19 protein-coding genes and 1 pseudogene are annotated in these 20,717 nt (G+C 66.2%); 5 read left to right on the plus strand and 15 right to left on the minus strand.

The annotated features are described in order from the left end of the window. Positions 1-188: 188 nt before the first annotated feature. Positions 189-623: an Rv2576c family protein gene (locus AWC31_RS01740; protein ID WP_067845012.1), complete on the plus strand. Its 435-nt coding sequence runs from the start codon at positions 189-191 to the stop codon at positions 621-623. A gap of 244 nt (positions 624-867) precedes the next feature. On the opposite strand, the gene AWC31_RS01745 is transcribed toward AWC31_RS01740, so the two are convergent. Genes AWC31_RS01745 through AWC31_RS01765 form a run of 5 tightly spaced genes read right to left on the minus strand, consistent with a single transcriptional unit; the run spans position 868 to position 6,740 of the window. Beyond that, on the minus strand, positions 868-1,692 hold the full coding sequence (locus tag AWC31_RS01745) for an alpha/beta fold hydrolase (RefSeq protein ID WP_085142153.1): 825 nt from the start codon (positions 1,690-1,692) through the stop codon (positions 868-870). Further along, positions 1,689-3,338 carry a FumA C-terminus/TtdB family hydratase beta subunit gene (locus AWC31_RS01750; RefSeq protein ID WP_085142155.1) on the minus strand — a complete coding sequence of 550 codons (1,650 nt, stop codon included), beginning with the start codon at positions 3,336-3,338 and terminating at the stop codon, positions 1,689-1,691. The genes AWC31_RS01745 and AWC31_RS01750 overlap by 4 nt, the downstream gene beginning before the upstream one ends. After that, on the minus strand, positions 3,335-4,687 hold the full coding sequence (locus AWC31_RS01755) for an amidase (RefSeq protein ID WP_085142157.1): 1,353 nt from the start codon (positions 4,685-4,687) through the stop codon (positions 3,335-3,337). The genes AWC31_RS01750 and AWC31_RS01755 overlap by 4 nt, the downstream gene beginning before the upstream one ends. A 1-nt stretch (position 4,688) precedes the next feature. Beyond that, positions 4,689-5,819, minus strand: coding sequence for a hypothetical protein (locus AWC31_RS01760; RefSeq protein WP_085142159.1), 1,131 nt, complete (start codon positions 5,817-5,819; stop codon positions 4,689-4,691). Between the two features lie 9 nt (positions 5,820-5,828). Beyond that, positions 5,829-6,740, minus strand: coding sequence for a nitrilase family protein (locus tag AWC31_RS01765; RefSeq protein WP_085142161.1), 912 nt, complete (start codon positions 6,738-6,740; stop codon positions 5,829-5,831). A 168-nt stretch (positions 6,741-6,908) separates the two neighbouring features. Between AWC31_RS01765 and AWC31_RS01770 the strand changes: the two genes are divergently transcribed. Beyond that, a complete protein-coding gene (locus tag AWC31_RS01770; RefSeq protein WP_085142249.1) occupies positions 6,909-7,925 on the plus strand; it encodes a LacI family DNA-binding transcriptional regulator in 1,017 nt (338 codons plus the stop codon). Positions 7,926-7,977: 52 nt separating this feature from the next. After that, the gene (locus AWC31_RS01775) at positions 7,978-8,994 is read left to right on the plus strand and encodes an Rv2578c family radical SAM protein (protein WP_067845788.1); all 1,017 of its coding nucleotides are present in this window, start codon (positions 7,978-7,980) and stop codon (positions 8,992-8,994) included. Positions 8,995-9,073: 79 nt separating this feature from the next. Here AWC31_RS01775 and AWC31_RS01780 read toward each other — a convergent pair whose 3' ends face one another. The 4 genes from AWC31_RS01780 to AWC31_RS01795 form a co-directional block, all read right to left on the minus strand. Beyond that, on the minus strand, positions 9,074-10,339 hold the full coding sequence (locus tag AWC31_RS01780) for an acyl-CoA dehydrogenase family protein (RefSeq protein WP_085142163.1): 1,266 nt from the start codon (positions 10,337-10,339) through the stop codon (positions 9,074-9,076). Continuing rightward, positions 10,336-11,493 (minus strand): acyl-CoA dehydrogenase family protein, encoded by a 1,158-nt coding sequence (locus tag AWC31_RS01785; RefSeq protein ID WP_085142165.1) that lies wholly within the window; start codon positions 11,491-11,493, stop codon positions 10,336-10,338. Before AWC31_RS01785 ends, AWC31_RS01780 begins: the two co-directional genes overlap by 4 nt. A 34-nt stretch (positions 11,494-11,527) precedes the next feature. Further along, positions 11,528-12,757 (minus strand): amidohydrolase family protein, encoded by a 1,230-nt coding sequence (locus AWC31_RS01790; protein WP_067845028.1) that lies wholly within the window; start codon positions 12,755-12,757, stop codon positions 11,528-11,530. Between the two features lie 111 nt (positions 12,758-12,868). Next, the gene (locus AWC31_RS01795) at positions 12,869-13,504 is read right to left on the minus strand and encodes a TetR/AcrR family transcriptional regulator (protein ID WP_085142167.1); all 636 of its coding nucleotides are present in this window, start codon (positions 13,502-13,504) and stop codon (positions 12,869-12,871) included. A gap of 110 nt (positions 13,505-13,614) precedes the next feature. Between AWC31_RS01795 and AWC31_RS01800 the strand changes: the two genes are divergently transcribed. Continuing rightward, positions 13,615-14,460, plus strand: a complete 846-nt coding sequence (locus AWC31_RS01800) for an LLM class flavin-dependent oxidoreductase (protein WP_085142169.1) — start codon at positions 13,615-13,617, stop codon at positions 14,458-14,460. A 16-nt stretch (positions 14,461-14,476) separates the two neighbouring features. Then, positions 14,477-15,373 carry an acyl-CoA thioesterase gene (locus AWC31_RS01805; protein WP_085142170.1) on the plus strand — a complete coding sequence of 299 codons (897 nt, stop codon included), beginning with the start codon at positions 14,477-14,479 and terminating at the stop codon, positions 15,371-15,373. Positions 15,374-15,397: 24 nt separating this feature from the next. On the opposite strand, the gene AWC31_RS01810 is transcribed toward AWC31_RS01805, so the two are convergent. From AWC31_RS01810 to ypfJ, 6 genes and pseudogenes are all read right to left on the minus strand, one after another. Next, on the minus strand, positions 15,398-15,658 hold the full coding sequence (locus tag AWC31_RS01810; protein ID WP_085142171.1) for a hypothetical protein: 261 nt from the start codon (positions 15,656-15,658) through the stop codon (positions 15,398-15,400). A 77-nt stretch (positions 15,659-15,735) separates the two neighbouring features. Continuing rightward, positions 15,736-17,106, minus strand: a complete 1,371-nt coding sequence (locus AWC31_RS01815) for a DUF1254 domain-containing protein (protein ID WP_085142251.1) — start codon at positions 17,104-17,106, stop codon at positions 15,736-15,738. A gap of 119 nt (positions 17,107-17,225) precedes the next feature. Beyond that, on the minus strand, positions 17,226-17,630 hold the full coding sequence (locus AWC31_RS01820; protein ID WP_085142172.1) for a TetR/AcrR family transcriptional regulator: 405 nt from the start codon (positions 17,628-17,630) through the stop codon (positions 17,226-17,228). A gap of 32 nt (positions 17,631-17,662) precedes the next feature. Continuing rightward, entirely contained in the window at positions 17,663-18,199 is a 537-nt protein-coding gene (locus AWC31_RS01825; RefSeq protein WP_085142174.1) for a DinB family protein, read from the minus strand. Then, positions 18,196-19,829, minus strand: a pseudogene (locus AWC31_RS01830) (DUF885 domain-containing protein). The gene AWC31_RS01825 and the pseudogene AWC31_RS01830 overlap by 4 nt, the downstream one beginning before the upstream one ends. Then, the gene (gene ypfJ, locus AWC31_RS01835; protein WP_085142176.1) at positions 19,822-20,712 is read right to left on the minus strand and encodes a KPN_02809 family neutral zinc metallopeptidase; all 891 of its coding nucleotides are present in this window, start codon (positions 20,710-20,712) and stop codon (positions 19,822-19,824) included. The pseudogene AWC31_RS01830 and the gene ypfJ overlap by 8 nt, the downstream one beginning before the upstream one ends. Between the last annotated feature and the right edge of the window lie 5 nt (positions 20,713-20,717).

Genomic DNA, 20,717 nt, shown 5'->3' on the forward strand with positions numbered 1-20,717 from the left:
CACTGTGCGGGTGTCGAATCGGGACGTTAGAGCGCCGGTGTTACTGAGAAATGTCTGTATGTGACGAACAAATTAACCTCTAGCTAGACGGGCGTTGGTTTGCCGTTTTCGCGTAACTCCACGACGCCTTTCGCGACGCCCGTGCGCTCATTCGTCGCACCTGTAACAAGCCGGTAGCCTGCCTCGATATGACGAACATGCGAAAAGTGACAACCACGGTCGGTGCGGCGGTCGTTCTGGCGGCCGCGGGTATGGCGGTCTCCAACGCAACGTCGTATGCGGAGCCGGAGGCAGGCGGTCATCAGGTGCGCTACACGCTCACGACGGGCGCGCCCTACGATTTCGATCTCTACTATCTGGCGACTCAGCCTCCGAGCAAGGAGGCCTATGACGCGGATCCCTACGCCTTCCTGCAGAAGGCTGAGGTGAACGTGGTCCCCGAGGCGCCGTGGGTCTTCGAGACCACGCTGGCCGATCCACAGTGGGCCATCTTCACCGTCGCCAGCACCACGCACGGCGGCCGGGGCGCGCCCAACGCGCACTGTGAGATCGCGGTCGACGGCCAGGTCGCGGTCCAGAACGATCATCCCTACAGCCCGCGGTGCCAGCTCGGGCAGTGGTGACAGGCCGCTGAGCGACGCGCCCGCCGGCACGGTGAGTTGACAAACGCGTCGAACAATTGTTCGATAAGAGGCATGCGAGACGGTGCCCGGGTACGCGATCAAGCCATGCGCCCCGGTCGCACCGTCTCGATGTGCTTCGTGCTCCGGCGCCCCTGCAGGCGTCCGGGTACGGTCTGACTGGGCAGCGCCCACGGCGGGCGCCGGTGCCGTACCCGAAACCGCGGCACCGGCGCACCCAATCTTTCTAACTGGTCGGGCGGCCCTCCGCCGCCGTCACGGCGGCTGAGATGAGCGCCGCCAGCGCGGCGGGCGCCTCGACGTGCGCCAGGTGGCCTTGGTCGGCGAGGGGCACCACCGGCGCCTGAGGCAGCGCGTCGGCGAACGCGGCGAACGCGGTGCCGTAGGGTGCCTGACCCTCGTTGCGGGTGCCCAGAATCAACCTGACCGGCATGGGAAGCGTTCGGTAACGGTCCAGCGCCGGGGGGTGCGTGTTGATCGCCGCGAGTTCCTCGGCCAGCGGTCCGGCGAGCGGGCGCAGGACGGCCCAGGCGGGGCTGCGGCGCAGGTCGGCCACATAGTCGGCGGCGAATCCGGATACGTCGGTGTTGACGAGCGTCACCGCGCGGTCGAGATCCCCGGCGGCGATGGCTTGGCGGAGCGGTTGCACGACGTCGGGCGCGAACGGCCGGCTGACCGGTTCGTAGGCGGTCAGCGAGACGATCCGCTCGCACGTCAAGGCGGTCTCGAGCGCGATCAGCGCACCGTAGCTCCAGCCGAACAGATGGACATCGCCGAGCGCATCGATGATGTGGCGCAGGTCGTCGACCTCGACGCGTACCGAGTAGTCGGCTCCGAGCGGACCGCTCGGATATCGACCGCGGCGATTGACCGTGATCACGGGGTTCGGCAGGTCGATCGAGTCGACCACCTGGCGCCACGTCGCCGCGTCGGCCATCACTCCGGGCACAAGCAGGATCGGTGTGCCCGTGCCCGGGCGGACGTCCGCGGTCAACGCCGTACCGGCACGGTCGAATACGAGGTTCTGCACTTCTGAGTGCGTGAAAGTCATTGCGGTGCACGTCCGATCGTGAGTAGGGGGCGCTTGTCGCCGGCGTAGAAATCGTTGCCCTTGTCGTCGATGACGATGAACGCCGGAAAGTCCTCGACCTCGATCCGCATGACTGCCTCCATGCCCAGTTCGCCGTACTCGAGGACCTCGGTCGCCTTGATGCAATCCTGGGCGAGGCGTGCGGCGGGACCGCCGATGGAACCCAGGTAGAACCCACCGTGTCGGGCACACGCGCGCCGCACAACCTCTGACCGATTGCCTTTCGCGAGCATCACGAGCGATCCGCCGGCGGCTTGGAACTGCTCGACGTAGAAGTCCATGCGTCCGGCCGTGGTGGGCCCGAACGAACCCGAGGCGTAGCCATCGGGTTTCTTCGCCGGCCCCGCGTAGTAGACGGGATATCGGCGAAGGTATTCCGGCATCGGTTCACCGGCCGCCAGGCGCTCGCGGATCTTGGCGTGCGCGAGATCTCGTGCCACGACCAGAGTGCCGGTCAATGACACTCGCGTGCCAACCGGATGAGCCGCCAGTTGCGCACGGGTGTGGTCCAGTGATTCATCAAGGTCGATGCGCACGGCCTCTCGGTCGGTGTCGATGCCGCCGGTGTCCGGCAGGAACTGTGCCGGGTCGGTTTCGAGTTGTTCGAGAAACGCCCCGCCACGGGTGATCTTGCCGAGCACGTGGCGGTCGGCGGCGCACGACACCGCCACCGCGATCGGTAGTGAGCCGCCGTGGCGGGGGAGGCGGACGACACGCACGTCGTGGCAGAAGTATTTGCCGCCGAACTGTGCGCCGATGCCGAGACGCTGGGTGGCCGCGAGCACCTGCTGCTCGAAGTCGAGGTCCCGAAAGCCGTTGCCTGCCGATGATCCCGCCGTGGGCAGGGTGTCGAGGTGGTGTGCGGATGCGAGTTTGGCCGTCTTGAGCGCGAATTCGGCACTCGTCCCGCCGATCACGATCGCCAGGTGATACGGCGGGCAGGCTGATGTACCGATCTCGGCCGCCTTGGTCACGACGAAGTCCAGGAGGCGGTCGCGGTCGAGGAGGGCAGGCGTCTGCTGGAACAGGAAGCTCTTGTTCGCGCTTCCGCAGCCCTTGGCGATGAACAGAAATCGGTAGGCATCGTCGCCGTCGGCGAGAATCTCGATCTGTGCGGGCAGGTTGGTGCCGGTGTTGCGCTCGTCGAACATCGACAGCGGCGCCAGTTGTGAGTAGCGCAGATTGAGGGTCGTGTAAGCCCGGGTGACGCCGCGTGAAAGGTGTTGCGCATCAGCGCCGTCGGTGAGTACATGGCGGCCCCGGCTCGCGTGGATGATGGCGGTCCCGGTGTCCTGGCACATCGGCAGCACCCCGCCCGCGGCGATGTTGGCGTTGCGCAAGAGTTCCGTGGCCACGAAGCGGTCGTTCGGTGAGGATTCGGGATCGTCGAGTATCGCCGCGATCTGGCGAAGATGACTGGTCCGCAACAGATGCGACACATCGCGATAGGCCTCGAAGGCGAGTTGTTCGAGGACGTGTGGGCTGATTTCGAGGAACGTACGGCCCGCGGCATGTACTGTGCCGATCGCATCGGGCTCGGTATCGAGCCGCCGATACTCCGTGCCGTCGGGGCCGGTCGGCAACAGCGGGGTGTAGTCGCCGGTCATCGTTGCGCTCGTTCGACGCGGTCAGCGAGCGCGAACAGGAGGTGCTCTCGGCCCGGTGCGGTGATGAGTTGCAGGCCGACGGGCAGCCCCGCCACCGTGCCGGCCGGAATACTCAGTGCCGGATGGCCGGTGAGATTCCACGGGCTGGTCAATGACAGCAGGGCCGACCGTACCTCCACTGCCTGACCGTCGATGACGTGGGCGCGCCTGCCGAGATCAGTGGCCACCGTCGGCACAGTCGGCATGGCCAGCACGTCGAACCGGCCGAGCAGTTCGACGATACTGGCGCGCAACATGTTTCGCGTACGGTCCGCACGGACGTACTGCCACGCCGGGGTGTCTCGGCCGCGGATCAACCGTTCGACGACCTCGGGATCGATGTCATCTCGGTGATCGGCGAGGGCGTCGGCGTGTTCGGTGTAGGCCTCGCTCGCCTGCAACACGCTCAGCACCGCGAACAGTTCGCCTGCCCGGAACGGGAGTTCGGTGTCGACGGCGCTGATACCGGCCTGATCCATCGCAGTGCGCACGGTTGCGACGATCGCCGGGTCGGTGGGTCCGATGCAGGTCGGGTCGATCCACGCGAGCAGGGGGCTGCGGGGGTCGGGATCGGGCGCGCGACCGGCCATCGCCGCGTAACCGGCCGCCGCGTCGGCCGCGGTGCGGGCGAACACGCCCACGTGGTCCAGCGACGCAGCCAGCGGCCGGACGCCGTCGATGGGTATCGCCCCGTACGCCGGCTTGAACCCGACTATGCCGCACAGTGCGGCGGGCACCCGTACCGAGCCCGCCGTATCGGTTCCGACAGCCAGTGGCACCATGCCCGCCGCCGTCGCCACCGCGCCGCCACCGCTGGACCCGCCGCTGATCTTGTCGGTATCCCAAGGGTTTCGGGATGCTCCGTGCAACGATCGGTCGCCGGTGGCTCCGTACGCGAACTCATGCAGGACGTTTCGTCCCACGATCACCGCACCCGCCGCGCGCAGCCGTGCGACACACGTGGCGTCCGCTTCGGCGGGGTGGTCCGGGTGCACCGCCGACCCGGACGTGGTGATCTGGCCTTCGACATCGATGAGGTCCTTGACGGACACCGGGATGCCGTGCAGCGGACCGTGATCCAATCCACGCGCAAGGTCTGCGTCAGCCTGCCGGGCGGCGGCCAGCGCCGCGTCGGCGTCGACGGTGGTGAACGCGTTGAGGATCGGGTTGAGGCGGGCGATCGCGGCCAGGCTCTCCTCGACGAGTTCCACGCAGGTGGTGCGGCCGGCACGGAGATCCGTTGCGAGCGAGCTGATATCGCGCTGGCGGAAGTACCCGCTCAATGCGGCGGTTTCGACTAGGTCGGTCATATCAGATTCCTGGAAGTAATTGCAGCGGCGGGATGATGACGGACGTGGCGACTGCCATGGCTGCCACATTGCCGATGAAGGGGTGAAAATCGGTTGGCAGCCGGGAGGAAATCGCCGCTGCCAGAGGTGGGCTCAGCAGCGCGCCCAGCACTGCTCCGGCGACTATGGAGACCGCTGTGCCCCCATAGGTGAGCACACACGCCGGGGCGACGGACACGACCGGCACGAACGTGGGGTAGAAGGGCTTTCGGGCCCACTGCCCGCGCCACAATGTCACGGCGATGATCGCGGTGATCGCCTGGGCGACCAGGATCTGCGGCAGGAGACCCGAACCGTAGGCCACCATTGCCGGGTTGAGCAGATAGGCGAGGACGACACCGGCGATCAGGCCGAAGCTCGCCCACTCACTGCCGAAGAACTGCGCTTCGGAGAAGTCGGCCAGGCAGCGACGCAAGAGCCAACCCGGCCCGTGCTTTTGAGCGCCTGTACCGACATCTGCCACCGCGGGCGCGCGTTGCAGGTGCAGCGGGGAGGGCAACCAGGGCAGGTGCCGGCACAGCGTGAAGGCGATCACCGCAGCGACCGCCATCCCAGCGGTTATTCCGACAACGGGTGGGAGGGTCAGCCGCGAACAGAGGTCGGCGCCGAGCACCGACAGCGGAGGCGTGATCAGGCCGCCGAGCACGCCTCCGGTCAGCACAGTCTTGGCCTCGGCGCCGAACATCAGCACGACGGTGGGCGATACCGAGACGAACGGGACGAACAGCGGTTGCCAGGTGCCTTCGGACAGCGTCCAGCCCCACACAAGATTGCTGATGGCCACTCCCAGTAGTGAACTCGCGAGGGTCGCGACCCACAGTCCGGATCCGCAGGCTTGGGCGAACCCCTGACAGGGGCGCCGTTTCATCTGTAACCGGTGCGCCACCACACCGCCCGCGAGCAGGCCGGCGCCGGCCAGTGCGCTCCCGTAGAAGTTGGGTTCGCTTGCCGCGGCGGCGATCATGTCGAGCATCGGTGCGACGACGTGCAGGCTGCCGGTCCACAACAGGGCGGCCAACAGACAGATGGCGGCGACGAGCGGCCACAGCGGAAGGGCGGCACTCTGGGGGCGCGTCGAGGGCGCGGTTGCCATGTCGGTGCCTCAGCGGGGGAGCGCCGTGCCGCCGCGGTATCCGAGCAGCTGATCGTAGAGATCGGTGCGGCGGTCGCGGTGAAGATCGTTGAACTGATTCCAGATCGGCGCACCGCGCGACGCGGTGATGTCGATGTCGGCGTAGAGGATCGTGTCTTCGTCCGGCCCGGCGATGCGGTCGATGGGCCATCCGTTGGTCCCCGCGATCAGTGAGTTGCCCATGAAACCCGATGTGCGTTCGGTGCCGATCCGATCCGCGGTCGCGATGAACACGTTGTTGACATGCGCGGCCGTCATGGTGAGGTACGCGGCCATGCAGGTGCCGCTCGCGTCGTAGAGCGGCGGCGGGGTCCACACCCACCCGGTGGGGATGCAGATGATGTCGGCGCCTTGCTGCGTGACGATGCGCGCGGTTTCGGGGAACCAGATGTCCCAGCACACCAACAGGCCGATCCGGCCGATCTTGGTGTGGAACACCGGGTAGCCGAGATCGCCGGGGGAGAAGAACAACTTCTCCTCGTTCCAGAGGTGGGTCTTGCGGTACTTGCCGATGTACCCGTCGGGGCCGACGAGGACTGCGGTGTCGAACAGTTCTACTCCGTCGAGCTCGGGCAGGCAGCCCACGATGTACACGTCGTGCGCTGCGGCGAACTCGACCCAGCCGGTCACGGTCGCACCGGACGGCACCGCCTCGGCGTGGGCGTACGCCTCGTCCCGCGATTCAAAGGTGTATCCGGTGGTGGCCAGCTCGGGCAGCACGATGAGATTGGCCCCTTCAGCTACTGCCGCGTGGAGGCGTTCGTACACCGCCTCGGAGTTGGCCTTGAGGTTCTCGACGCCGACCTGAGGATTGAACTGCACGACGGCCACGCGTGCCGGGCTGTGCCGATGAGTCTCTTGTGATGCGTCCTGATCAGGCATGACGGTCCCTTTTCTGTTGACGGGCTGGTCGATGTAGAGCCGTGCGACACGTCCGACCCGATTTGCCCGAACGTTCGGGCCGAACGTTCGGGCTATACTGCTCCCGAACGCGCGCCGCTGTCAAGGGCTCGTGTGGCGGATGTCGGACAGCAAACAGGAATGCGGGAAGTGGCCAAGTCGAAACAGGCGACGTTGCAGTCGATCGCGGACGATCTCGGTCTGCACGTGTCGACCGTCGCGCGGGTGCTCAACGGCATGCGGCAGGGCGAACGCGCGGCGTCGGGCGCCACCGCTGAACGGATTCGCAAACGGGCCGCGGAGGTGAACTACCGGCCCAATCCGCATGCGGCCAGCTTGCGCACGCGCCGGACCAACCTCATCGGCGTACTCGTGCCGCGGCTGAGCGACGTCGTACTGGCCACGGTCTACGAGGGCATCGAATCCGCCGCATCCGCGCGGGGTTTGACGGCGTTCGTGGCAAACACTCAAGACGAGCCTGCCGATCAGCGCAAGCGGATCGAGATGATGCTCGACCGCCGGGTCGACGGCCTGATCCTCGGCGATGCCCGCGCCGACGACCACACCGTCCTCGAAGAGCTGAGGCGGCGCGAAGTGCCGTTCGTGTTGGTCAACCGGAGCGTGGCCGGATATCCCGCGGCCACCTGCGACAACTATCTCGGTGGGCGGTTGGCCGCCGAACATCTGCTGGAACTCGGGCACCGCGACGTCGGGGTGATTGCCGGCCTCGCGCACGCCAGCACCGGAATCGACCGGCCCGCCGGTTTCGTCGACCGGTATCGCGAGGCGGGTATCGAGGTGCCCGCCGACAACATCGTGTTCTCAGGGCTCGACAGCCACGGCGGCCATTACGCCGCGGACCGGCTGCTGGCCGGGCCGACGCCGCCGACGGCCCTGTTCGCGGTCAACGATTTCGCGGCCATCGGCGCGGCCGGCGCGATCCGCAACCATGGGCTGCGGGTGGGCGACGACGTGTCGTTGATCGGGTTCAACAACATCGCGCTCACCGCCGAGCTGCATGTCCCGCTCACGTCGATCGAGTCGCATGCGTTCGACATGGGGCGCGACGCGGTGCAATTGCTGACCGAGGCGCTGGCCGGCCAGGAGCCGGATCAGCTCCGCACGACACCGGTCCTCGTGGCGCGGGAGTCGACCCGCGCGGCTTGAGCGCCCGGGGCGTCGCCTTGACTTCGACGTCGAACGAATGTTCGATGGACGTGTGCGGTGGGATCGACAGGCCGTCAAGGTTGACGACGGTGCGCTGCCCGGCCTGCAACGGGTCGGATTCGTGCGCAGCGTCCGCTCGCCGCAGTTCGAGGGCATCACGTTCCATGAGGTGCTGTGCAAATCGGCGTTGAACAAGGTGCCCGCGGCGTCGGCGCTGCCGTTCCGCTTCACGGTCAACGGCTACCGCGGCTGCAGCCATGCGTGCCGATACTGTTTCGCCCGCCCCACTCACGAGTACCTCGATCTGGACTGCGGCACGGACTTCGATTCGCAGATCGTCGTCAAGACCAACGTCGCCGAGGTCTTGCGCCGCGAGTTGCGGCGGCCGTCGTGGACGCATGAAACGGTGGCCCTCGGTACGAACACCGACCCCTATCAGCGGGCCGAGGGCAGGTACGGGTTGATGCCCGGGATCATTGGCGCGCTGGCTGATTCGTACACGCCGTTCTCGATCCTCACGAAGGGCACGCTGCTGCGCCGCGACCTCGGGCTGATCGCCGAGGCGTCGCGACGCGTCGACGTCAGCATCGCGGTGTCGCTGGCGATCGGTGAGGCCGACCTGCACCACGACATCGAGCCGGGTACGCCGACGCCCCAGGCCCGCCTGGGCCTGATCACGGCCATCCGCGAGGCCGGTCTGGACTGCCACGTCATGGTCGCGCCGGTGCTGCCGTATCTCACCGACTCGGCCGATCAGCTCGACGCCTTGCTCGGTCGCATCGCGGCTGCCGGAGCCACCGGTGTGACGGTGTTCGGACTCCATCTGCGCGGTTCGACCCGGGGCTGGTTCATGTCGTGGCTCGCGCGCTCGCATCCCGAATTGACGTGGCGTTATCGCGAGTTGTACCGGCGCGGCGCATATCTGCCCGCCGAGTACCGCGACGCACTGCGGGCTCGAGTGCAACCGCTGATCCGCGCACACGGATTGGCGGCCGGTCCGCGCGCGATGTCGCCCGCCCCGGTTCTCGGTGAGCGCGCGCCGGAGCCGGTCCAGCAGACCCTGTTCTGAGTTTCCTCGGCGAGCAGACGCGCAGGTACCCGAAATGTGCTGGAAATGGGTACTTTAGCGTCTGCTCGCGGGAGGAAGCTCAGGTCTTGTTGCGCTTGACCTGATTGAACGGCACGCCGCGGTCGGCGGCGAATTCCCGCGGAAAACCGAGAATGCGTTCCCCGATGACGTTGCGGGCCATCTCGGAGCTGCCGCCGCCCAAAGACCCGGTCTGGCGGGACAGGTAACGCACGCCGATGTCGAGCATGCCGCTGAGTTCGTCGCCCTCGTCAACGACACCGGCCGTGCCGGCGATGGCAAGTGCGGTGTCGACCTCGAGCTCGGTCGTTTCGGCGTGGAAGAGGCGGATCAGCGTGCCGGCATTCGGTGGCAGCGAACCGTTTCCGATGGCGCGGCCCACGTGGTCGATGAGTTGCTTCTTCACGATTCGCCGTGCCAGGGCGCGTCCGGCGAGATCCTGTACCCGCGCGTCGTCACCCTGCCCGGTGGCCTCGGCCAGCCCGACGTGGTCGGGCGGCATCTCGTTCGCGTTCTCGGCGCCGGTGCCGCTGGCGAACTCCGAGCCACCGCCGACGGCCCGGCGTTCGTGGTGGAGCTGGCGCGAGGCGACCGTCCAGCCGTCGTTGACCTCGCCGACGACGGCGTCGGCGGGAAGCTCGAGCCCGTCGAAGAACTCCTCGCAGAATTCCTCATTACCGTTGACTTCCTTGATGCGCCGCATGGTGATGCCCGGCGCGGCGAGCGGCACCAGGAACATCGTCAACCCCTCGTGTTTGGGGACCGTCCAATCCGTTCGGGCCAACATCAACCCGTAATCACCGGCGAACGCGCTCGTGCTCCACGTCTTGGCGCCGTTGATCACCCACGTGCCGTCGTCGCGGCGGTCGGCGCGGGTGATGACGCCGGCCAGGTCCGATCCGCCGTTCGGCTCGCTCAGCAGTTGAACCAGGATCTCGTCGCCACGGATCGCGGCCGAAATGCGTTCGCGCTTCTGCGCTTCGCTGCCCATGTCGAGAATGGTTGCGGCACAGATGGTGAACGACGGCGTGTTGAGGATCAGCGGCATCTCGTAACGGATACACTCGTCGTTGAAAGCCTTCTGGTACGCGTAGTCGAGGCCGAGACCGCCGTACTCCCGCGGGAAGCAGATGCCCGCGAAACCACCTTCGTACAGCCGCTTCTGCAGGTCCTTCGCTCGCTCCCACGACTCGGCTTCCGCGCGCACCGCGAACGGGGGATTGTCCGGATCGATCGGCGGCATGTTCTCGGCCAGCCACTGCCGCGCACGACGAGCGAACTCCTCGACGGACTCCGTGGTCGCGCTCGTGCTCACGGTCTCGGTCATGCCCCAACCTCCTCGACTGCGCGGTTCCTGCGGCTCACTGCATACACCGCGTGATGGTGGTCCTCGGGTGACCCGAACATGGCGCGGTAGAGGGCAACTCGGCGAAGGTAGAGGTGCAGGTCGTGCTCCCAGGTGACCCCGATGCCACCGTGCAACTGGACGCAGTCCTGCAACATCACCGGAGCTCGTTCGGCCACATAGGCTTTCGCGACGCTGACCAGCAGCTCGGCGTCAGGTGAGCGGCCGCCGACCGCGGCGACTGCTCCGGCGGTGGTGGCCCGGCAGGCCTCGAACCACATCTTCATGTCGGCCGCACGATGCTTGAGCGCCTGATAGGACGCCAAGGGCCGCCCGAAGCTGTGCCGATCGAACAACCACTGGTTGGTCATGGTCAGGACGGCGTCGAGGATCCCGACGATCTCGGCGCACTGCAGCACGAGTGCGATCTGGCGCTGCCGCTCGACGATCGCCTGCGTCGCATCGGCACTACCCACCACCGCGGCTTCGCCGACCTCGACCCCGTCGAACTCCACGCGCGCGTACTGCTTGACCATGTCGACCGACGCCTGCGGGGTCACCGTCACGCCCGGGGAATCGGTGGGCACCACGAACTGTCTCAGTCGACCGTCACACATGGCAGGCACGAGCAGCACGCCGCTCTGCTCGCCGGCCTCGACCCGGTCCTTGGTGCCGTCGATGCGGAAGCCTGAGGCGGTGCGGGTCGCGGTGGTCTGAACCGAATCTCCGCGCAATACCGAGAAGGGTTGGCGCGGTTCGTATGCGGCCCATGACGCCACGAGCTCGCCGGAAACCAGCGCCTCGATCGTCTCGTCGTGACCGTCGGGTGCCTCGACCAGCGCGGCCAGCACAACGCTGACGGGGTGTAGGGGACCTGGCGCGACACTACGGCCGGCCTGCTCGGCGAGCAGCGCGAGATCGGCGACGCCGTCACCCGAGACGCTGCCTCCGCCGAGTTCTTCGGGAACCAGCAGACTGGCCCAGCCGAGTTCGGCGGCCCGCTGCCACCATTCGGCATCGAACGCGATGCCGTCGGCGTGCAGTTGACGCACCCGGCCCAGTGGGACTTCCTTTTCCAGGAACGCCTGCGCAGTCGAGGTGAACAGCATCTGTTCCGGGTTTGCCACGTCGGTCATGAATTCGGCTCAGCCTCTTTGTGGATGGATGTGATCAGGCGATGACGAGGGCCGGGACATCGGGTTTGTAAACCTTCTTGCTCGGTACCTTGAACAGGTCGACCAGGTTGCCGCCCATGACCTTTCGGATGCCCGCATCATCGAGGCCCTGTGCTTCCAGATCGCCGACCAGATTGATCGGGTCCGCCAAGCCCTCGGGGTGCGGCCAGTCGGAGCCGAAGATGATGCGGTCGATCCCGCACAACTCGGCCATCTTCTTGAAGTCGTCTTCCCAGAACGGCGCCACGTAGACACCGCGCTTGAACGCCTGGATCGGATCCTCCGGGAACTCCTGCGGCATCTTCGAATACACGTCTTTGAACTGGTAGAACAGGTACGGCACCCACGATGCGCCGTTCTCGATGGACAGTATCCGCAGATCCGGATTGCGGGTCAGTGCGCCGTGGCAGACCAACGCGGCCATGGTGTCCTCGATGGGGCGCTTGCCCATCGCGACCATCCGGAACGCGGTCGGGCGGAAGGGCAGGAACTCGTCGGCCGGTTCCCAGTCGTTGAGATATTGCGCGTAGCCGCTGTCCGAGGCGTGCATGCACACCGGGATGCCGGCCTTGACGCAGGCGTCCCAGAACGGATCGAACTCCGGGAGACCGAGCGAGCGGGTTCCGCGATAGCCGGGCACCGGCGCGGGGCGGACCAGTACCGTTTTGGCCCCGCGCTCCAGGCACCACTCGAGCTCGGCGAGTGCGCGGTCGACGACGCCCAAATTGATTACGGGAGTTGAGAAGATACGGTTCTCATAGTTGAACTGCCATGTCTCGTACATCCATTGGTTGAGTGCGTGGATGATGTCGAGAATCAGGTCGGGATCGTCCTTTAACCGTTCCTCGACCAGACTGGCCAGCGTCGGGAACATGATCGTGTAGTCGAGGCCCAGCCCGTCGAGGACCTCGAGGCGCGCCTGCGGATTGCGGAAGGCGGGGATGGCCTTCATCGGCTTGCCCATCACCTCGCGGAAGCTCTTTCCGCCGCTGCCGTGGCGGAAGTACTCCTCCTGTGCGCCGGGGCGTGCGACGACCTCGAAGGTCGGGTTCGGGATGTAGTCGCTGATGTGGTTGCGGACGACGATTTTGGTGCGGCCCCTGACATCGATGTAGTCGATGACGCCTTTGCGGTTGTCCGGGAGGAACTGCGTGAGCGCTTCCTTGGGTTCGTAGAAGTGGTTGTCGGCGTCGAACACCGGATAGTCGAGGATGCGTGATGGCACGTTCGCCTCCTGAGAGAGGGCTGTTATCGAATCTGGTAATGACGTTACCACGGTGTGACCAGCGCAGACGAGACCCGGCGAGGATTCGTTGAGGAAAGGGAAAAGTACTGGTCAGCGCGGTGAAGCGGGGTTCGACAAACCCGTCACGCAGAATTCGTAAATGTGGTGGCCCTCGATCGGCACGCCGTTGAGTGCCACGCCGAGTGACCGTAACCGCATGGCACCCAGAACCGACTGCATGATCAGCGCCGCCGTGGCCTCGACCACAAGGTCCGGGCGGAACGCGCCGGATTCGATGCCGCGTCGCAAAATGTCCTGGAAGAGGTCGTGGAGCGGCGTGAGCACGCGCGCGTATTCGCGCGGCAACGACTCCGCCAGATGGTCGTTGTAGAACGTCAGGCCCCGGTTGATGCTGTCCTGGGTGCTCGAAGCCGCCGGGGCCGTGATGCGCTCGATGAGCGCTCGGAGCGCCTCGGGGCCCGGAAGGTCTGCGGTGTCGGAGCGCCACCGCCGGGTCGACTCGGCCATGATCTTGTCGATCAGCGCGAGAAGCAGCTCGTCCTTGGTCGAAAAGTGCTGGTAAAACGACCGAAGTGAGGTTTTCGAGCGCTCGACGACCTCCAGCACCGTGAAGTCTGTGCGCCCGGTTTCGCCCAGTATGGCCAGCGCCGACCTCATGAATCGGCCGGCCCGTTCCTCGTTGTCGGCGCGCGCGCTGCCCGATGGTCGTCCGGCCGGCCTAGCCATTGCGGCACCACCTCCGTCATGCTGCACTGTGGAGAATGACGTTACCGTTTCGGTAGAAGCTATAGGCGGCTTGTGATCACTGTGTTCCGACAACCGATCGGGTCGGCCCGATGACCGAGTGGTTTCTGTTCCTGCCACAAGTGCGGATGGGGATCGGCGACATCGTCGAGCGTGCGCGGGCCGCCGAGGCAGGCGGGTTCGACGGCATCGCGTTCATCGACCACCTTGAGCCGCCCGGTGCGACGAGCCAGGGCATCTGGGAGGCAATGACGGTCGCGACGTGGGTCGCCGCGCACACCGAGCGGTTGCGCATCGGTCATCTGGTGTTGTGCGACGCGTTCCGGCATCCGGCAGTGCTGGCCAAGCAAGCTGTCACGCTGTCGGCAGCCTGCGACGGCCGCTTCGAACTCGGGTTGGGGTCGGGTTCCTGGCCGCAGGAATTCGAGAAGTTCGGCATCGCCGATGGCGACGACGCATCGGCGCGGGTGCGCAGGCTCGGCGAAGATCTCGCGCTGCTGCGCCGGTACTGGGCCGGCGACGACGCCGGTGGTGCCGTCCAGCTGCCCCGGCCGCCCCACCGAATTCCGTTGGTGCTCGGTGGAACCGGTAAACGAACGATGGAACTCGTGCGGACGTACGCCGACTGGTGGAACATTCCCTCGCACCAACTCGACCGTCTACCGCGACTGCTGCCGACGGTCGGCTCGGCGCGCGTATCCCTGCAGCAGATGGTCGGATTCGTCGGCCGTGGCGCCGATCGCGCAGCGGTCACCGACCGCAGCACGCGGCTGTTCGGGCATCTCGGCGACGGGTTGATCTGTGGGGACGCCGCCGAGATCGCCGAGCATTTCGCCGGGCTGACGGCGCAGGGCGTCGAACGCTTCTACGTGTGGTTCGCCGATTTCGCGGCGCCACAGACCATTTCCGAATTCGCCGACACCGTGATCAAAGCCTGACAGAAAGGACACATCGATGACCACCGAATCCGCCGAGGCGCCAGTGGAGTCCACGCCATGGACGCTGCAGATGCTGCTGGACCTGTTCGATGCCGAGTCGGCAGGGGATGACCGTTTCATCGCGCAGACCGGCATCGCTGGCGCCGACGAGCGGCAGGTGGTCGAGGGCACCCAGATCCTGGCCGCCGCGATCGTGGCTGTCGCGAAACGGTTTCCGGAGAAGTCGGTGCGCACCGCACACGCCGTGTTCGCCCGTGCCGTCTTGGTCGGGCCGCCGGTGGAACTCGACATCGACGTGATCAGCGAAGGCCGGTCCACCGCCACCGCAGTGGTCGCCGCATCGCAGAACGGCAAGCGGTGCATCACCATCACCGTGTTCACCGACGTCCCGTCGGGTGACGTGATCCGCCACCACCTCCCGCGTCCGGACGTGGCCGCTCCTGCAGACGCCAACGTGTCGCCGATGCCGATGACGGGGCGGCAGCTGAGGCTCGTCGACGTCGTCGATGTCAACAGTCCCGACGAGGTCGGACCGCCAGAGCTCTACGCGTGGCTGCACTACGACCCCATCCCGACTCGTGACGACCTCGCCAAGGCGCTCATCGCGTATTTCACCGGCCATCTGGGTATTTCGACGACCATGCGTGCGCACGAAGGCATCGGCACCGCGCAAGCACACCTGACCGTGTCGACCGCGCCCATGACCGTCACCGTCAGCTTCCACGAACCCGTTCGCTGGGACGGCTGGATTCTCTACAGCCACGAGAGCACCCAGGTCGGCTCCGGCATGTCGTACGTGCGCGGCGCGGTGCACACCGAAGAGGGTGAGCTCATCGCGTCGTTCAGCCAGGACGCCTTGATCCGCCCGTTGCGCACAACCGACACGAACATCTCGGCGCATTCGCGGTTGTGAGTACGGCGGGCATTCAAGCGCCTTCTAGCACGGGTCTCCCGGCGGGGTGAAGTAAGGCACGCCTTCGACTGTGTAGCAGGGGATTTCACCCGGGACGTAGGGGACGTGGGACGCGGCGATGGCTGCGCCTGAGGCGATATCACCGGCGACGTTGGTGCAGCCGCCCGCCGCGAAGTGGCGGCCGCCGGCGCCGGCGCAGATCTCGGCATTCGCGGTCGGTGCCATGGCCAGTGGTGCGAGCGCCATTGCGGTGGCGGTCATCAGTGTCGCGGTGCGGATTCTCATCGGTTTCTCCTGTCGTGTCTTGAGGTTATTAGCACAGGCTGAGCGGTCGCCAGGACGAGGTGTGTCACGCGAGTGTGTCACGCGACTTCGGTGACAGCCGGCGGTTTCCAGGTGCCGTCGATGATCGACGGCGGGGCCTGCGTGGGCCAGTACAGGCGCATCATGAGGTTGAACTTTCCGGCCGGTGCCGGAAGCCAGTTGGCCTCGCGCCCCGGACCCGGATTGTCATGCTGCAGATACAGATCGACTGAGCCGTCGGGATTTGTCATGAAGCTGTCCCGCTGGCTGAGCGTATAGCGGTTGAGCGGGTTGTCGACGAAGAAGAACCCTTCGTCGTACATCGTCAGGGACCAGAACCCGTCGACCGGTGGGAACTGGGCTTTGTCGAAGTGCAGCACGTACTTGTTGGCACCGTCGTAGGGTTGGCTGGCGGCGTCCGCCTCCGACGTCGGGTACACGGCGTCCTGCGGACGGTTTGCGCCCAAACCGATCGCGGTGATCATGGCGCGCTGCAGGTAGTCGGTGCCGTATTGGCCGGTTTGAGTGGTGAATTGCCAGCCGTTGACATCGTCGAGCTCAGAGAACCGGGACATGATCTTGTCGTAGCCGTCCTTGGGCACGGATTGCAGCGCTTGGGCGACATCGGCGCCGAGCTTGCTCATGTCGAACTTCTCACCGGCGACAATGCCCAGCTTCGCCATTTTGTCGACCATGGGTTTGTCGGCTTCGGCCGGGGGATTGTCCTTCATCAACGTGGCCAGCAGGTCGAAATAGTCCTGGGTGTTGAGATTGTTGACCTGTTGGCGTACCGGGGTTTTCATATCGATGGCGGGATCTGTCTTCCCGGCGGGCGGAGTGTAGGGCTTGCCGTACGAACTCAGCGGGACGAGCGAGATGTCATCCTGCAGTTTGTGCACGGCGGCGTAGTCCTCAGGTGTCCCGGTGCAGTAGATGCGGCCGAGCAGCCACACGATCGAGGTGGGTGACTTGTACTCGGTGACTCCCGCAGGCAAGGTGCCTTTCCAATCCGGACCGGTGATGGCATAGGTCTGCGGCGCGGTGCCCGTAGTGCGTTTACCCGGCACCTCGAATACGTCGGTCCAGCCGGACAACATCGGGAACAGGTAGTAACGATTCTGTGCCTCAGGCAAACTCAACACCCACGGTTCATCCTTGACGTCGACGAACCCGTTGACATAAAGCGTGTCGGCGTTCGGAGCGGTGACATCTCGGAACTGTGCATTGGGGTATTCACGCATCCGCATCAGCTGCCCCATCGGGGCGCGGGGTGCTTGCACCGTGTCGACGTTGGTCATCACCCGGCGCGTCATCTCCACGGTCACCAATGGATAGCCATAGATGTAGGCGTCCATGGCGATTTCGGTGGCTTCTTCTGCAGACAGCGTGTCGGACTTCGGATCGGTCGAGCATGCCGACGTGGCGGCCATGAGCACTGCGGTGCCTAGTGCGGCCAGCCAAAGTGCCACCCGCCGGTGTCTACAGGTCAACGTGTCGCTCCTATTTCGTTGTGGCCCAGGTGATCAGGTGCCGCGCCACTGCGTCACCCCTACCCGGGCATCAACTGTGCAGCAAACGACGGCCCCGCGTCTTGACATTTCGGGACAGATATTTGACAGCGTGAGACACGGATCGAGCAGGAGCGCTCAGTGTCCGGCGGAGCCAGCGAGTGGGTCGGCAGGGCGCCGGGAGAGAAGCTGTGGATGTAGTTGGCGAGGGTGTCCGCGCCCTGCACCTCGACCGCGAGCGCCTCGAGGAATCCCGAGGTCAGATGCCCGAGCGCGATCTCGATCGCCCACTCGCGGTTGCCCAACGCATTGTGCACCGTGCCACGGGACACGCCGGCGGCGTCAGCGACCGCGGTGAGACTGAATTGCCTTGGCCCCGACTGTCGTAACGTCTGGACGGTGGCGGCCAGCAGCGCTGGAGACAGCTTGCCCACCGGCTCGCGCATTTGAACACATCAACGATATGTGTTCAATGTGGTCAATGGTCGGGTGGTGCGGTGACGTCGTGCGCGTGGTGGACGATGTCGTGGAGGTGATAGATCGCGATCGAGGCCACGGTGAACTCACTGCCGTTGCTGCGCAGCCCGCGACGCGACCACGCGTCGTCGGGCACCTGCTCGTAGGTGGCGGCCACGGTGTTGGCCGACTCGAATAGTTCGGTCGCCACGGTGGCGGGGTCCTGCGACCCGTAGTCGTCGGCGATCGCGGTGGCGTCCTGGTCCCAGTTCGGGAACTGTGGATCGTGCTCGGTGAGCATCAGCCGGACCCGGTGGTCGAATATGCGATGCACATCGCGAATGTGGCAGCCGTATTCGAGCGTCGACCACATGCCCGGTCTGGTCCGGATGGCGACGCCGGGGTTGTTGAGTCGCGGCACCCAGGCGGCGGCGTCGTCACGGATCCTGGCGGCCACCTCGGTGTGTTGCACCGTCGTCGCGTCGAAACCACATTCTGGGCAGGGCCGCGACATCACCCATGTCCAGTCTTTGGTGTCGGGTTCGATGGGGGAGTTCATGAGTCAGCCAATGCCGACCGCAACACATCGAGCGGCAGGCCGCCCAGATCGAGTGCGGTGCTGTGGAACCGCGCAACGTCGCACCCCGCTGGAGACTCTCCTCGCGCAGTTGGTGCCAGATTCGCTGGCCGATCGCGTACGAGGGAGCCTGCCCGGGCCAGCCGAGGTAGCGGTCGAGCTCGAACCGCAGATGCTCCTCGGTCATGGCCGAGTGCGACGTCAGGAAGTTCCATGCGCGTTCGGCGTCCCAGACCTCCCCGTCCGGTGCGGTCAGACCGCAGTGCACGCCGATGTCGATGACCACGCGCGCGGCTCGGAACCGTTGTGCATCAAGCATTCCCATCCGGTTTCCGGCATCGTCGAGCCAGCCGAGCTCGGCCATGAGGCGTTCGGCGTACAACGCCCAGCCTTCGCCGTGACCCGACACCCAGCAGGCCAGCCGACGCCACCGGTTGAGCTGATCCGACAGCGCCACGGCCCGGCCGATCTGCAGGTGGTGGCCCGGCACGCCCTCATGGAACACCGTGGTGGTTTCCTGCCAGGTGTGGAACTCGTCGACGCCGGGTGGCACCGACCACCACATCCGGCCCGGTCTGCTCCAGTCCTCGGACGGCCCGGTGTAGTAGATGCCGCCGGTCTGGGTGGGCGCGATCCGGCACTCCAGCCTGCGTAGCGGTCCGACGATGTCGAAGTGTGTACCGGACAGCGACTCCACCGCTCGGTCCGACAGGTCCTGCATCCACGCCTGCAGCGCGTCGGTGCCCTTGACGATGTAGCGCGGTTCCTCGTCGAGCCGGCGCAGAGTCTCGGCGACCGTGGCGCCGGGGTACAGCTGCTGGGCGATCGTTTCTTGCTCTGCGACAACCGCATCGAGAAGTCCCAGACCCCATTCGTAGGCCTCGTCGAGGTCGACGCCCGTGCCCAGGAACGACCGTGACAACAATTGGTAGGCGTCGCGTCCGCAGGCGTCGACCTCGCGCGCGTGTGGGGCGATGTCGTCGCGCAGCACGTCTCCCAGCCGCTGGTAGGCAGCGGCGGCGGCTGTGGTGTGCCTGCGCAGTTCGCTGTGCAGCGCAGCATCGCCGGTAGGCGACTCGGCCACCATGTCGGCGAACAACTGGGCGATCTGCTGCGTTTGGGCGATGCCGCGGGTGACCTGCCGGATCGCCGGCGGGTGTCCGTTGCCGACCGTGGCACGCAGCGCACGCGCATAGCCGTCGACGCGGTCGGGCACCTTGGCGAGCCGTCGTCCGATGACGGCCCAGTCGTCGTCGGTGTTCGTGGCCATCAAGTCGAATACGTCGCGCATGGTTTGGAGCGGTGATGCGATGACGTTGAGCTCACCGACATCCAGACCGGCGTCGTGCAATTCGACGGTCACGCCAAGGCGTTCGCGCAGCGCGGCCACGGTCACCACGTCGACATCGTCGGCCGGGCGCACGGTGTCGAGTTCGCGCAGTGTGGCGCGGGCGGCATCGGCTCTCGCGGCTACGCCCTCAGGCGAGTAGTCGGTGACCTCGTCGTCGAATCCGGTGATCCCCAGTTCGGTTGCCGCGCAGGGATCCAGCTGCGCGTAGGTCTCGAGGTAGCGCTCGGCTACCGCGTCGACGGCGGTCTGGGCCCTACCCAAGGTCATTCGTCGCAAACGTGTCGCACTTGTTCGGGTCACCGGTCCGGTATCCCTCTGTGAACCACTTCTGCCGCTGTGCGGATGACCCGTGGGTCCAGGCTTCCGGATTCACCCGCCCCGTCGCCGCCTGTTGGATGCGGTCGTCGCCGACCGAGGACGCGGCCGACAGGGCGTCGGCGATGTCCTTGTCGCTCAGCGGTTCCAGGAACGGCACGCCGGTGCTTTCCTGCCGGGTGATCGAGGCGTAGTGCGCCCACACCCCGGCGTAGCAGTCGGCTTGCAGTTCCGTACGCACGCCACCGCCGGTGGGACCCTGCGGGTCCTGCTGTGCGCGGCCGAGCACGCCGAGCAGATTCTGGACGTGGTGGCCGAACTCGTGGGCGACGACGTACTCCTGCGCGAGTGGCCCACCGCTGGAACCGAACTGGTCGACGAGCGTCTGGAAGAAGTCGGTGTCGAAGTACGCGGTCTGGTCGACCGGGCAGTAGAACGGTCCCACGTCGCTGGTGGCCGGCCCGCAGCCGGTGTTGACCTGGCCGGTGAACAACCGCACATGCGGACGTTCGTAGCCCTTCAGCAGCTGCGACCAGACCCCGTCGACCGAGTTTCCGGTGGCCACCACGCGGCACTGCACGATGTTGTTGGCATCGGCGCCGGTCTTGCACTGGCTCAGGTCGAAGCCCTGGGCCTCCGCGCCGTCGGTGCTCATTTGCTGCTGCTGCGGCATGACCGTGCCGGGATCGATGCCGAGAAACATGGCGAGCACCACGATCAGCAGACCACCGATACCGCCGCCGATCGCGATACCGCGGCCCGGACCGCGGCCGCCACCACTGCTCGAAGTGGTGCTCGTGTCGATCTGCATACCCTCGTTGAAGGTCATCGCAT

Origin of the sequence: Mycolicibacterium wolinskyi, from assembly GCF_002101965.1 — a bacterium.
GTDB lineage: Bacteria > Actinomycetota > Actinomycetes > Mycobacteriales > Mycobacteriaceae > Mycobacterium > Mycobacterium wolinskyi.